This is a genomic window from Tenacibaculum sp. MAR_2010_89, from assembly GCF_900105985.1.
In the GTDB taxonomy this organism is placed as follows: domain Bacteria; phylum Bacteroidota; class Bacteroidia; order Flavobacteriales; family Flavobacteriaceae; genus Polaribacter; species Polaribacter halocynthiae.
Map to the genome: position 1 here is coordinate 2,384,054 of NZ_FNUB01000005.1, position 15,285 is coordinate 2,399,338.

11 protein-coding genes are annotated in these 15,285 nt (G+C 27.1%); 7 read left to right on the top strand and 4 right to left on the bottom strand.

From position 1 onward, the window contains the following. The first annotated feature begins 4 nt into the window (after positions 1–4). The 4 genes from BLV71_RS13955 (at position 5) to BLV71_RS13970 (ending at position 5,641) form a co-directional block, all read left to right on the top strand. Positions 5–1,132 carry a methionine aminotransferase gene (locus BLV71_RS13955; RefSeq protein ID WP_093871137.1) on the top strand — a complete coding sequence of 376 codons (1,128 nt, stop codon included), beginning with the start codon at positions 5–7 and terminating at the stop codon, positions 1,130–1,132. 137 nt (positions 1,133–1,269) lie between these two features. Further along, a complete protein-coding gene (locus tag BLV71_RS13960) occupies positions 1,270–2,112 on the top strand; it encodes a YitT family protein (RefSeq protein WP_093871138.1) in 843 nt (280 codons plus the stop codon). 50 nt (positions 2,113–2,162) lie between these two features. Further along, the gene (locus tag BLV71_RS13965) at positions 2,163–2,687 is read left to right on the top strand and encodes a hypothetical protein (protein ID WP_093871139.1); all 525 of its coding nucleotides are present in this window, start codon (positions 2,163–2,165) and stop codon (positions 2,685–2,687) included. 116 nt (positions 2,688–2,803) lie between these two features. Then, on the top strand, positions 2,804–5,641 hold the full coding sequence (locus BLV71_RS13970; RefSeq protein WP_093871140.1) for a M16 family metallopeptidase: 2,838 nt from the start codon (positions 2,804–2,806) through the stop codon (positions 5,639–5,641). A gap of 31 nt (positions 5,642–5,672) precedes the next feature. Here the strand turns inward: BLV71_RS13970 and BLV71_RS13975 are convergent, their stop codons facing one another. Both BLV71_RS13975 and BLV71_RS13980 read right to left on the bottom strand, forming a co-directional pair. Beyond that, entirely contained in the window at positions 5,673–6,374 is a 702-nt protein-coding gene (locus BLV71_RS13975; protein WP_093871141.1) for a LytR/AlgR family response regulator transcription factor, read from the bottom strand. Further along, positions 6,367–7,497, bottom strand: coding sequence for a sensor histidine kinase (locus tag BLV71_RS13980; protein WP_093871142.1), 1,131 nt, complete (start codon positions 7,495–7,497; stop codon positions 6,367–6,369). The genes BLV71_RS13975 and BLV71_RS13980 overlap by 8 nt, the downstream gene beginning before the upstream one ends. A 206-nt stretch (positions 7,498–7,703) precedes the next feature. On the opposite strand from BLV71_RS13980, the gene BLV71_RS13985 reads away from it, so the two are divergent. The 3 genes from BLV71_RS13985 (at position 7,704) to BLV71_RS18885 (ending at position 12,442) form a co-directional block, all read left to right on the top strand. Further along, positions 7,704–8,591, top strand: a complete 888-nt coding sequence (locus BLV71_RS13985) for an ABC transporter ATP-binding protein (RefSeq protein WP_093871143.1) — start codon at positions 7,704–7,706, stop codon at positions 8,589–8,591. Between the two features lie 3 nt (positions 8,592–8,594). After that, positions 8,595–12,152 (top strand): ABC transporter permease/M1 family aminopeptidase, encoded by a 3,558-nt coding sequence (locus BLV71_RS13990; protein WP_093871144.1) that lies wholly within the window; start codon positions 8,595–8,597, stop codon positions 12,150–12,152. Positions 12,153–12,316: 164 nt separating this feature from the next. Continuing rightward, on the top strand, positions 12,317–12,442 hold the full coding sequence (locus BLV71_RS18885) for a hypothetical protein (protein WP_255405204.1): 126 nt from the start codon (positions 12,317–12,319) through the stop codon (positions 12,440–12,442). Positions 12,443–12,526: 84 nt separating this feature from the next. Here the strand turns inward: BLV71_RS18885 and BLV71_RS13995 are convergent, their stop codons facing one another. Next, a complete protein-coding gene (locus BLV71_RS13995; protein WP_093871145.1) occupies positions 12,527–14,581 on the bottom strand; it encodes a tetratricopeptide repeat protein in 2,055 nt (684 codons plus the stop codon). A gap of 58 nt (positions 14,582–14,639) precedes the next feature. After that, positions 14,640–15,251, bottom strand: coding sequence for a class I SAM-dependent methyltransferase (locus BLV71_RS14000; protein WP_093871146.1), 612 nt, complete (start codon positions 15,249–15,251; stop codon positions 14,640–14,642). Positions 15,252–15,285 lie beyond the last annotated feature (34 nt).

Sequence of the window (15,285 nt, forward strand, 5' to 3'; positions counted from 1 at the left end):
AGAAATGTCTAAACTACCAAATACTCCTACAAGTATATTCTCTATAATGTCGCAATTAGCGAACAAACATGGAGCCATAAATTTATCGCAAGGGTTTCCTAATTTCCCTGTTGATGAGCGTTTATTGAATATAACTAAAAATCTAATAGGCAAAAATGTTCATCAATATACCCCGATGAACGGTTTGCCTTCATTATTAGAGAATATAGCATCCTTAACATTTAAAAATTATAAGCGTAAAGTTAATATAGCTTCAGAAATGTTAATAACAGCAGGTGCTACACAAGGTATTTACACGGTTATTAATTCATTTGTTAAAAACAATGATGAAGTAATTATTTTAGACCCTAGTTACGATAGTTATGAGCCTTCAGTACTTGTAGCTGGGGGTAAACCTGTACGTATTTCTTTGAACGATGATTATTCTCCTAACTTTAATAGAATTGAAGACGCAATTACTAAGAATACAAAATTAATTATAATAAATAACCCTCATAATCCTACGGGTAAAATTTGGAAAGAAAGTGAATTTCAAGCACTAGAAAGTCTTTTAGAAAAGCATGACCGTGTTTTATTACTAAGTGATGAAGTGTATGAATATATTTCATTTTTACACCCTCATATTTCTATAAATACAAGGCCCAAATTAAGAGATAAAGCAATTGTAGCATCTTCTTTTGGAAAATCATTACATGTTACTGGATGGAAAGTAGGCTATTTAATAGCTCCAGAAAAGTTAATGTTAGAAATAAAAAAAATACATCAATTTTTAGTTTTTAGCATTAGTAGCTTATCACAACATGCGATTTCTGAATACTTAGACATTGTTGATTTCAATGAAATTGAAAAAATGTATGTTAGTAAAAGAACTTTATTTCAAAATTTATTAAAAAATAGCAAGTTTGAATTACTACCCTGTGAAGGAACATATTTTCAAGTTGTAAATTATAAACAAATTAGTACAAAAGGAGATATGGATTTTGCTAAAGAGTTAATAGTAAAGCATGGAGTTGCAGCTATTCCTATTTCCGTATTTTATAAAGATTCAACTGATAAACAAATGTTGAGATTTTGTTTTGCAAAGACTGACGAAACGTTAATTGCAGCGGCTGAAAAATTAGTTAAAATTTAATTAGTTTTTGTTTCTGAAAACGAGTATTTGTTTAGTTGAATTATTAACAGAATAAGGTAAAATAGTGTTATAATCAACCGTTTTATCCGTTGCCAACTAGTAGATTGTTTTAACTTTGCAGCTTATATATTTTTAGAATGAAAAAAGAGTTTTTTAATTATACTTTTATAATTGTAGGTTGTGCTTTAATGGCATTTGGAGTTGTTGGTTTCTTGAGTCCTAATAGTATTGCTATGGGAGGTACAGGAGGTTTAGCTATTATTTTCAATAGCCTTTTTAAAATATCTATTGGTATATTATTTGCAATTATAAATATTCCTTTGTTATTGGTAAGTATAAAGTATTTAGGAAAGTATTTTGCTATAAAAAGTACGATAGCTATTTTATTAATTAGTGCATTTATAGACACACTTTCTCACTTTGTTAGTTTAGAACCATTAAGTAATGAACCTTTATTAGCTACTTTATATGGTGGAGTATTTGTTGGAGCCGGAATTGGTTTTATATTTAAAGGAGGTGGTTCAGCAGGTGGAGGTACGATAATAGCAAGAATAATAACCTCTAAAACATCATTAAAAACAGGAACCGTAATTCTTATTTTAGATTCTATTGTTGTTGTAGCTACAGGATTTGTTTTCAATAATGTTGAATTAGCATTATGGAGTATGATTAGTATTTTTATTACTACAAAAATGGTAGACGTTATTTTAACAGGACGACCTAATGGCCGAATAGTTCATATTTCTTCACCAAACAATTTAGAAGCTATTGGTTTGTTAATAAATGAAAAAATTGGAGTGAATGGGACTTTAATTAAAGGTAATAATTTAAGTTTAACTCAGGAAAAACACATGATATTTGTAACAGTTCCAATAAATAGATTGAGTACTTTAAGGCAATTAATACGTACTGAAGATACTTCTGCTAAAATGATTGTAATGGATGCTTCAGAAATGTTAGGAACCAAGTTTTTAAATTAGGTATTTCAAGTATTTTATAAATATAGTTTTTTAAATTACCATATAAGTTAATGGCTAACGCAATTATTAGTATCCATAGAATGAAAAAAAAATGGGAAATAACTGAAAAAGTCATAGGTGCATTTCAAATATTTTTTGGAATTTTAATCTTAGTACTAGAAATATGGAGTATTAAACTATCGTTTAATATAGGACTCAAACACTACAATTATTCTTGGGAAAATATATCTATATTTAAAGTATTCAAAAATTACCATTATCAAATATTAATTCCATTATTAACCATATTTGCTGGTGTAACATTAATGTTAAAGAAGAGAATAGGTTGGTTATTTGGAGTTGTTACATCAGTTTTACATGTAATGTCAATGATTTTATTTTCAGTAACAAATGCAACTGTAGAAAATAAGTATTTAAATTTCATTTATGTTTTTATTTCAACTTTATTTATCCTAATAACTGTATTGTTAATGAATAAGCATATTCGAAGTAAATATAATCTTACAAAACAAACTTGGGTAATAATTGGTTTACTCCTTATTTTATTGTTCTTAGATAAATTATTCATAAAATAAATTTATTGTAATAAATAGTTTTTTCATATAATGCTTCTAATTTTTTAAAGTTACGTTTTATTTAAAAATACTATCTTTATTCATTCAATTATCTTTTTAACTAAAAACAGAAATGAATGAGACTTTCAACTATTGCAATTATATTATGTAGTTCTTTTTTTCTCTCTTGTAAAACCGAGGGAAATTCAAAATCAAATGCTTCCTCCAAAGCAGACAAAGAGTTTAAAATTGACTATGAAAAATTTACTTTAAGCAATGGCTTAGAGGTTATTTTACATGAAGATCATAGTGACCCTATAGTTGCAGTGGCTACTATGATGCATGTTGGATCTAATAGAGAGAAACCTGGAAAAACTGGTTTTGCTCATTTCTTTGAGCATATGAGTTTTAATGATTCAGAGAATGTTCCTGTAGGAGCAAATAGAAAGATGATTCCTGAATGGGGAGGAAGTAGAAATGGTGGTACTTGGAGTGATGGAACTGTATATTATGAAGTAGTGCCAAAAGATGCTTTTGAAAAAATTCTTTGGATTGATAGTGATCGTTATGGGTATATGATTAATACGGTTACGAAAGCTGCTTTAGAAAGAGAAAAGCAAGTGGTGAAAAATGAAAAACGTCAGCGTGTTGATAATGCTCCTTATGGTTATACTGATGAAATTATAAGAAAAAATCTTTATCCAGAAGGGCACCCTTATAATTGGACTGTAATTGGTGCATTACCTGATTTACAAGCGGCAACTATTGACGATGTTAAAGAGTTTTATGCAAAATACTATGGAGCAAAAAATGGATCTTTAGTAATTGCAGGGGATATAAACATTGAAGAAACAAAAAAATTAGTAAAAAAATGGTTTGGTGAAATACCGAGTGGACCTGATGTGGAAGAACTGCAACCAATGCCTGTAACATTAACTCAAAATAAATCACTGTATTTTGAAGATAATTTCGCAAAACTTCCAGAGTTACGAATGGTAATTCCAACGATTGAAGAATACAATAAAGATGTATATCCACTTCAAGTTCTTAGCCAATTATTAAGTGGAAGTAAAAAAGCTCCATTATATCAAGTAGTGGTTGAAGAAAAAAAATTAGCCCCTAATATTAGTATTTATCAAAGAAGTAGTGAAATAGCAGGAGAATTTGTTATTAGAGCAAGAGCTAATGCAGGTACAGATTTAGATGATTTAAAATCTGCTATAGACGAAGGGTTGAAACGTTTTGAAAGTAATGGTGTTAGTGAACAAGATTTAAAACGTATCAAAGCAGAATTAGAAACAGGATTATATCAAAGTGTAAGTACTGTTTTAAACAAAGCATTTAAGTTAGTTCAAGATAATGAGTTTAACGGAGATCCTAGCTATATTACAAAAGCTGCTAAATTAATGAATTCAGTAACTGCAGCTGATGTTATGAGAGTTTATAACCATTACATTAAAAACAAAAACTATGTAATGACAAGTGTTGTTCCTAAAGGACAATTAGAATTAGCTATTACTGATGCTAAAGAAGCCAAAGTTTGGATAGAAGAAGTAAAGCAAAATGTAGCTAATGAAGAGGTAGGGCAAGGTGAAGAAGCTAAGTATGAAAAAACTCCAAGTACGTATGATAGGAGTGAACCAGCCTTTGGAGAATTACCTTTATTTAAATCTCCTGAGGTTTGGACTACATCTATAGATAATGGAATAAAAGTTTATGGAATAGAGAATAATGAAGTTCCTTTAGTTCAATTTGATTTGACAATTCCTGGTGGACATTTATTAGATTTTAAAGGTAAAGAAGGTGTAGGAAGTTTATTAAGTGATTTAATGATGGAAGGAACAGCATCTAAAACTCCTGCTGAACTTGAGGAAGCTATAGGTTTATTGGGTGCTAGCATAAGTGTATATAGTGCTAATGAAGATTTTCATATTGTAGGATCTTGTTTAACAAAGAACTTTAAAAGTACAATTGCTCTTGTAAAAGAAATATTGTTAGAACCTCGTTGGGATCAAAAAGAATTTGATAGATTAAAACAAGCATTAGAAACTAGTTTAAAAGGACGTGAAGCAAATCCAAATGTAATTGCTTCTACGGTAATGAATAAGTTAATTTTTGGAGATAAACATATGTTTAGTATTCCAGGTTCAGGTACTTTAAATACAATTAAAACAATTACAGTAGATGATTTGAAGTCGTATTATAAAAAATTATCACCTAAAAAAGCGACTTTTCATGTTGCTGGTGCTATAACAGAAGATGAAGCTTCAAAAACAATAAGTACACTAAATGATTTTAACGGTATTGATATTATACTTCCAAAACAAGAGTTACCTAGTGAATCAAAAGCTGGTAATTTATATTTTGTAGATGTACCAGGGTCTAAACAATCTGTAATTATGATTGGTAAATTGGTTTTATCTGCTACTGATGAGAATGCTAATAATTTAGATTTTGCAAATGAAATTCTTGGAGGAGGTTCAAGTGGAAGATTGTTTCAAACTTTACGAATTGAAAAAGGATATACATATGGAGCTTATTCTAGCTTTAGAAATAGTAAAGAAATTTCTCCGTTTTTAGTAAGAACAAGCGTTAGGGCTAATGCTACATTAAAATCTTTAGAAATAATTAAAAACATGATAAGCAATTATTCGAAGGATTTTACTCAATCTGATGTAGAATTAACAAGAAACAAACTTTTAAAAGCTGATACAAGAGCATTTGAAAGTTTAGGGGCAAAACTAAGAATGGTTCGTAATATGAGTAAATATAATAGATCTTCTAATTATACAGAAATGAATCAGAAAGAATTAGTTTCAATGACTTTAGAAGATTATAAAAAAATTATAGATACCTATTTACAAGAAAAGGAAATGATTTATTTAATAGTTGGTGATAAAGCATCACAATTAAAAGAAGTCAAAAAATTAGGTAAACCAGTAATTGAATTGGATATCTATGGTAATACTATTTAGCAGATTTTAAAAGAAATAACGTTAATAAACTTTATGAATAGAGTTTATTAACGTTATTTTTATAAGTTTGCCCAATAGGTACTTTATGCTCATTAATTAAAATACGATTTCCTTCAATAAATTTTATTTTATTTATTGCAACAATAAATGATTTATGTACTCTTAAGAAATCATTTGCATTTAATATATCTTCATAATACGAGATTTTTTCATGACTCACAATCATCTCATTTGTTAAAAATAATTTAGTGTAATTTCCATAAGCTTCAATATATAGAAGGTCATTTAAATTAATTTGATGATGTTTTTTATTGCCTTTAACAAAAAAACGAAAATTTGTTTCAGAAGTAGTATCTACTTCTTTAATCACTGTTTTAATAGTATTTAAATCAGTTATTTTATTAACTGCTTTTACTAAGCGATCAAAACTAAAAGGTTTTAAAATATAATCTACAACATTTAATTCAAACCCTTCTAAAGCATATTCTTTATATGCTGTTGTAATAATAGTTTTTGGAGGTTTTGTAAGTGTTTTTAAAAAGTCAAGCCCTCTAAGTTTCGGCATATTAATATCTAAAAACATAAAATCTATAGTATGTTCATTTAAATATTGCATAGCTTCCATTGCATTATAACAATTTTTTTTCAATGTTAAATGAGGTAACATGTTACAGAACTCTTCAATAATCTCATGAGCTAAAGGTTCGTCATCAATTATAATATAGTTAAGCATTTTTATTTATTTTTAGAGTGGTTTTATAAACGTTATTGGATATATCTATAGTTAATTCATGCTTATTATTGTACAATAAAGAAAGTCTTTTTTTAAGGTTTTCTAACCCAATACCTTTAGTTTTATTTATTTCATTAGGATCAAAATTATTTTCAATAACAAAAAATATAGCATCATTTGTATCGTATAAATTTATATTGATAAAAGCATTTTCAGTAAGAGTGTCAATACCATGCTTAAAAGAGTTTTCTAAAAACATTATATATAGTAAAGGTGCTATTGTTAAATGATGATTAACATCTTTATAATTGAAAGAAATTTCTACTGATTTTTTGTGCCTAATTTTATGGAGTTCAATGTAATTATTTAAATACTCAATTTCATCTAAAAGTTTTACAGTTTCTTTTTCTCCTTCATATATAGTGTAACGCATCATATCTGATAGCTTTAAAATAACATCAGGAGCTTGTTTAGAGTTCTTTATAGTTAAAGCGTATAAGTTATTTAATGTATTGAAGAAAAAGTGTGGATTTATTTGTGTTCTAAGTAACGATAATTCAGTTTTTGCTTTTTCATTTTTTAAATTTTGTAACCATTTCCATTGTTCAAAAACCCATACTAAAAAGAATAAAGGAATTGGTAAAAAGAAGATGTAAATTGGAAAATTTTCTTTAATCTTTAAATAAGCATCTAAATTTCCTGAAAGTAGCCTTAAATAGAAAAAGTATAAAAGTAATGGGGCGTAAATAAGTGTTATTAGTTTCCAATATTTTGTAAAGAATTTTGGAGCTATAATGTATGCAAAGCCTAACCAAAAGACTAATAAAAGGGTAAAAGTTATTGGGTTATCTGGTACCTTCATATAAGAATCTATTACTAATGCTACAAAGAAAATAGCGATTATAGCAAATACTTTTAACAGAACATTTTTTTTAGTTATTAGATACTTGTAATGATGAATAGGTAACGCAATTACTAACCACCAAAATAGAGTAATAATAAACACTTCAAAAGGTTGATCACGAGGTATGTTTAAATATTTGGTAGTATCTAAAAAGTAAAATATTGGAATAATAATTAAACCAATAAAGAAGGCTTTGTATTTTTTAAAAAACTTAATCATATATCAAAACTACTAATGTTCTTATGTTTTTACAACTATATTGATATACAGTATGAAAATTATGATGAACAAGATCATTTTTATGATGAACCTAGTTTTAATGTAAAAAATAGTATATGTATGTAAATAAGTTAATTGTACGTCACTTTAAGTTTTAAAAAGAAGATAAAAAAAACACATTTGTAATGTAATTAAAAAGGATCATTATGAATACACTAAAAATAGAAAACTTAACTAAAACATATTCAAACGGAGTAAAAGCATTAAAGGATATTAATATAGAAATTACTAACGGAATGTTTGGCTTATTAGGAGCTAATGGGGCTGGAAAATCATCTTTAATGAGAACTATTGCTTCTTTACAAGAACCTACTTCAGGAACTATTACATTTAATGACTCAAATATAGTAGAAACTCCAGAAAAGATTAGAAATTGCTTAGGGTATTTACCACAAGAATTTGGCGTATATCCAAAAATATCTGCAGAAAAACTATTAAATCATTTAGCAGTTTTAAAGGGGATTATTAATAAAAAAGAGCGTAAAGAACAAGTAACAGCATTACTACAACAAGTTAATTTATATCAACATAGAAAAAAAGCAGTGCATACATTTTCAGGAGGTATGCGTCAGCGTTTTGGTATTGCCCAAGCATTATTAGGAAATCCTCAAATAATTATTGTAGATGAACCAACAGCTGGTTTGGATCCAGAGGAAAGCAATCGTTTTTTAAATTTATTAAGTGAAATAGGGGAGAACGTTATTGTAATTTTATCAACACATATCGTTGAAGATGTAAAAAATTTATGCCCAAAAATGGCTATTCTCTCAAATGGTCAAATTATATCAGAAGGAAATCCAAAAACATTGGTAGAGAGTATTAAAAACAAAATATGGAGTAAAATTATACGCAAAGAAGATATTGAATCGTATAAAAAAGCTTTTGATGTTATTTCAACAAAATTAGTTTCTGGTGATACACAAGTAAGGGTTTTATCAGAGACTAAACCGGAAATAGGTTTTGAGTTAATTACTCCAAATTTAGAAGATTTTTACTTTGCAACACTTTTTAATAATCAATTAAAAAACGCATAAATTATGTTTAAACAGCTATTAAATTTTGAGGTTTATTATCAATTAAAACAACGTGCATTTCCAATATTTGTTATTTTATTTTTAGCGCTAGGTTATTTTGTAGGTAAGCAAGGATTTGCTCCTAAGGGAGTTCATTTTAATTCAGTATATCAAGTTTATTTTCATACAAGTCTTTTTACATTAGGAAGTGTATTTATTATTATGTTTTTCGCTGTTAGCGCAATGCTTAGAGATAAACAACATAATATGGAGAATTTAATTTACAGTTCTTCAATTAAAAAATCACACTATTTTTGGAGTAGATTTTTAGGTACATTTATTTTTAGTACACTAGCTTTTTCGCCTTTTATAGTAGGTTATATTGGTGGGAATTATTTTTCAAATTTAGATCCAGAACGTTTAGGTGATTTTAAACTATTAACATATTTACAGCCTTGGCTATATATTGTTGTTCCTAATATCTTTATTTGTACAACGGTTGTTTTTTCTGTAAGCACATTAACCAAAAGTAGTATAGCAACTTATATTAGTGCTGTATTTTTATACATGCTGTATTTCGTTTGTTCAATCTTTTTAAATTCTCCACTTCTTGCACAATCTGTTCCTGCATCACCAGAAAGTATGGCTATAGCTGCTGTTGCAGATTTGTTTGGGATTGCAGCATTTTTTGAACAAACACAATATTGGACTCCATTTCAAAAAAACACGCAATTATTATCATTTTCAGGTTACTTTTTTATGAATAGATTAACTTGGCTTCTTGTTTCCTTTGGAGTTTTATTAAGTACTTATAAATTATTTTCTTTTAGGAAAATAACAAAAAAAATAAAGAAAAAAAGGAGATTTAATAAAGAAAATATAACTTTAATAGACTATAAACCATTAGAGCAAATCCATAATTTTAAAACAAAAATAAAAACATTTATATCTTTAATAAAATTAGAATTAGTAAGTGTTTTTAAGAGTTTACCTTTTATTGCAGTTCTTATAATGTGGTTGTTTATTGTGTTTTCAGAATTATATGCAACAGTAATAGAAGGAGGTGAATATGGAGTTAGTTCGTATCCTTTTACGAATCAATTAATAGCTTTAATAGTTGACCCTCTAACAATTTTTAGTTTACTATTAATTATATTCTATAGTGCAGAAATTGTATGGAGAGAGCGTAGCTTAAATTTTAATTTAATTATAGATGCGGTTCCAACAAAAAATAGCACATTCTTTTTAGCCAAATTTTTTGTAGTAGTATTATTACCAATTATTTTAATAACTACAGGAATTTTAATGTGTATTATTTTTCAAGTAAGTTTAAGTTATACAAACTTTGAGTTTAGTTTGTATGCCTCATTGTATTACCATTATGGTTTACAATTAATGGTTTTCTCAATGATAGCAATTTTTGTGAATAGTATTACTAAAAGTAAATATGCTGGAATGGGAATTTTTAGTTTAATTGTAATATTAAGTTTAAAATCTAGTTTAATAGGACTAGAGCACCCGTTAACAAGTATTGGTTTTATGCCACGAGTTGCATATTCAAATATGAATGGTTTTTATGGAGGCTCAAGTTTATTTAACCATTTAGCATTGTATTGGTTAGTTTTTGGTCTTTTTTTAATGACTTTATCATTTAAAATGTGGAATAGAGGAGTAGTATCAGATCATTTATTTAAACTAAAAAAGCTACGCTATGAGTTGACTAAAATTCAAAAAGTATCAATTTCATTTTTAGTAGTACTATTTATTAGTTTTGGGTCAATAATATTTTATAATATGAATGTGATTGATACCTATGAAAGTTTCAATAATCAATTAGATTTTAGAGAACAATATGAGAAAAAGTTTAAAAAATATGAAAATTTAGAAAGACTTTTTCCAATATCTAGAAAAACAGAAGTAGCTATTTTTCCTTCAGATAGACGCTATACTGTAAAAGCAAATTATATTTTGAAAAATGGTAGTTCAAAACCAATATCAGAAGTTTTTATAACAGAAAGAGTTCCGTTAAAGTCTATTTCTTTAGAAAAAGGAACGCTTATTAAAAAAAATAATGAATTTGGTATATACATATTCAAATTAAACGAGGATATTCAACCAAATGACTCATTATTATTTAATTATGAGTTGGCTTATAAAGTTAAAAAATACGAAAACAATAAAACGATTGTTAAAAGCGGAACATATATAACACACAGAACATTTGAACCTATGCTTGGGTATAGCAATAGTTTAGAAATAACTAACAGAGTAGAACGAGAAAAAAGAAATTTACCAAAAAGAAAAGAAGTAGAAATATCAGATTCTCATATTGAATTAGATGATTTTAATAATGAAAAAATACATTTTGAAACCATTGTATCAACAAATAAAAATCAAAAAGCTTTAAGTTCGGGTAGTTTAATAAATGAATGGGTTGAAAATGATAGGAATTATTATCATTACAAGTCTAAAAATAAGATTATACCTATGATAGCTTATTTTTCAGGAGTATATAAAACTAAAAAAGTTAATCATAATGGGGTTTTAATTGAGCAATACTATGATGAAAACCACTCTTTCAATATTGAAGAAATAGAAGAAAGCGCAAAACAAACTTTAGATTATTGTCAAGCTAACTTTGGTAAGTATAATTTCAATCACCTAAGAATAGCTGAAATACCTTTACATTGGTCATTTGGAGGTTTTGCACACCCAGGAGTTATAAGTATGGTAGAAGACCGATTGTATTTATCAAATGTAAGTGATTCCTCAATATTCAATTTAGTAGCAAAAAGAACAATTCATGAAGTAGGACATCAATGGTGGGGACATACATTATCAGCAAAACCAGTTGCAGGAGGGGCTATTTTTGTTGAAGGCTTTGCAAAGTATACTGAGGCTGTAGTTATGGAAAAAATGTATGGAAAAAGAGCTTTATACGAATTAAGTGATAACACTAGAAGAAGATATTTTTATGGTAGAGCTTTTGCTGGTGAACAAGAGCCTCCAGTTTATAAAGTATTAGGACAAGGATATATTTCTTATGGAAAAGCATTAACCGTTTTATTAGCTGTAAGAGATTTAATAGGTGAGAAAGAATTAAATATAGTATTAAAGAGTTTAACAAAGAAATATAGAAATAGCAAAACTTTAGAAGTAAATTCCATTGAGTTTTTAGAGGCTTTGTATGATGTAACTCCTTTAAAATATCATGAATTAATTGATGATTGGTTTAAAAGAGTAATTACGTATGATTTAGCAATAGATAGAGGAGAGTTTAAACAATTAAAAAATGGAAAGTTTAAAGTAACTGTTACATTAAAAGCAAAACGATTTAATACTTTGGAATCAGGAGAAATTGAAGAGAAATCTATTAATGAACCAATAAAAATAGGAGTATTTAATTCACACCCTTCTAAAATAAAACGTAATGATCAAATATTATATTATCAATCATTCATGATTAATAAAGAAACTTTAGAGGTTACAATAATAGTTAATGAAGAACCAAAATATATCAGTATTGACCCATTTGGTACAAGAAATGATGAAAATTTAATAGATAATACTATAAAACTTTAGTGTTTAAATTAAAAAAGTAACTAATAATTTCTACCTGAATTTTGAATGATTTTTATGAAATAAGAAACAGAAATAGTGGTAATACTTATAAAATTAATTCTGATTAATATGAATGTCCAAGAAAAATATATAAAAAGGTTACAATTAGTTTAAAGTAAAAACTGATGAGAGGAAATATTAGAATGTATGGTACGCCTCTTTCAATTAAAGCAAACACACTTAATTATCATTTTGATAAACTTGAACAATTAGTAGAAAGTGAGTATAGCAAAAATAAATATGAATTATAATATTATGTAATTCAAGTAAGCCATTGTTAATTCAATGGCTTTATTTGTATATAATACTTTGTTTTTATTAAAAATGTGTTGTGATTATTGATTTTTTACACGAAGATTTTTTTTAGCCCAATTAAGATTATTTTTTGCAAATTGAAATGTAGAATCAATTTGTAATGATTTGGTTAAAGCTATTATTGCTTCTTCACGATTTTTTAATGCTATAAATGCACTACCTATATTATTGTAAGCAAATTTATTTTTAGGGTCAAATTCTAATGCCTTCTCAGAAGCAATAATACATTTTTTATATAATTTTTCATTATAATAAGCTAAACTTAAATTAATGTAATTATCCGCTGAGGGTGAATTTTTAGCTAAATCTTCTACTGATTTTAACTTTAGGTTTATTGTTTTTCTATTATTCAAATAAAAATTAGATAAAGAATCTTTAGGTATAATTTTCAAAGTTTCTTTAACCAAGTTATCTAATTTTTTATAATTTCGAGATTGATTATATATTTTCATTAATAAATGTCTTGTTTCTATACTAACATTATTTAATGAAAGAGCTATTTTAGCATTAGAAAGCGATTCTTGAAAACGACTTTTCTTAAAAAGAAAATCAGCATAAAAATGATAGCATTCGCTATTTTTTGGAGCATACCTAATAGCTTTTTTATAATAGGATTCAGCTTCAACAGGTTTATTCATGGCATTGTTTACTACAGCAATATTTACGTACAAAGTTGAATAATATGGAGAATATACAAGGGCTTTTGTAAAATAATCTAAAGCTATATCGTATTTTCCAATTTTCATTTGAGTTAAACCATAATTCATAAGTCCTCTTCCGTTTTTAGGACTTTTTATTGTTACATCATACCAAAGGCTTTCTTCAGAATGCCATACTTTATTACGTTCTCTTGTACCTGTTGTATATGCTGAAAGAATAATAATTCCTAGTATAATTATACCATATTTATACAAAGGCTTTGAATTTATAATTGATTGACGATTAATTATAAGAATACCAATTGACCATGTAACACTAAGTGTCAAACCTACAAAAGGAAAAAACATACGGTGGTCATTTGTAACTTCAGCAAGAGAAATAAAACTAGATGTAGGTGCTAAAGAAATAAAAAACCAAATAATACCAAAAGCTATAGGCCTTGTTTCTTCTTTTTTCGATGTTTTGAATGCAATTACAATTATAGTAATAACAAAAGCCAAACCAGCATAAATTCGTTCATCAAACACATTTGAAAATGCAGACAAATCAGTGTCAGCAGATAAATTAGTTGGAATAAAAAATGTGAAAATATAATGGAATAATACCCAAGGTTGAGTCATCAAATAATTTAAGGTTGAAACTCCTCCAGGTTCAAAAGATGGGCTTTGCATTTTTAAAACAAAAACACCCAAGAGACCACAAACTATAAAAGCTGGTAAAGTTTGAAGGAACGTTTGTTTTATAATAGTTACTCCATTTTTACTAAATATTTCGAATAAAGACTTTTTAACTTCAAACAACAATACATAGAAAAATAATATAGGAGCAAACATTGTGGCAGTTTCCTTTGTAAGAATACCAATTACCACAGGAATTAAATACAAAAATTTTTTTCGTTTCTTAGGATAAGATATGTATAAATAAAATCCAGCAATAACTGATAATGTAGATAAAGAATCACCTCTTTGATAAATGTAATTTATAGTTTCAGCATTTGCAGGATGAATTCCATAAAGTGCTACAGCAAAAAAGACTATAAAATCTGACCATTTATTTTGAGTTACTTTTGAAATTATTTTTCTGAATAGAAAAAACATAACTATCAATTGAATTAAAAACCAGATAAACGTACTCAAGTGAAAATAAAAAGGATTTAAACCACTTGCAACGTAATAATCAATGGTTAAAGACATCATTGTTAGTGGTCTGTATGTTTGATGGTTAGCCAAAGTAGAAGAGGTGGTGGCATCTTTAAAAAAAGAAGGAATGTTTTTTATATCTCGCACATAAGAGTTGTCCACTATTTGGTTATAGTCATCAAAAGCAAAGGTATTGTTAAAGTGGTTAGAGTATGTTAGTGTTACTAAAATTAGTATAGTTACCAACATTAATAACTTTTGTGTTTTTTTACGCATAAAAATTATAAGGTTAAAAGGCTTGTTAACAAATAATAAAAATGTAAAATTTTATATTTTATAGCTCTTTTTTTCTAAGCACGGTTATAAAATGTAAATCTCTTCCAAAAATTAAATTAAAAGGAAATGGATAAATAGGTACTTTGCAATTAATATTTTCAATTTCCAATCCTAACTCAGAAAAAGTAGTTTTCCAAAAATCTAGATTTTTGAAATTATAAATAACTTTAACACCATGTGGAGCATTTCCAACCCAATCCATAAACTTTAATATACCAAAATCAAGAGCATTATTATAATGATGATCTTTAATGATAATATATTTTTTACTTACCCTTGCTGCTTCAGTTATCAATTCTTTAATATTCGTTGTATGATGTAAAACATCTACAAATAGAGTAGCGTCAAATTCATCATCAGTATGTGGAATAGTTTTACCATCAAACATTTTAAATGGTATGGCACAACTTTCACGAGCAAAAACATCTATGCCTTTTATCGTTATGTTTTTTTTGTTATCTAGAACCATTTTTGAGATGGTACCATCTCCGCAACCAATGTCTAATAGATTAATATTGTCAGGAATTTGTATAGCTATTTGATTTGAAAGTACATCTATTCTTCGCAAGAATACATATTTATGATGTAATTTTTTAAATAAATTGAGCATGTTTTTTATTAAAATTTATAAGTGGATTAAATTT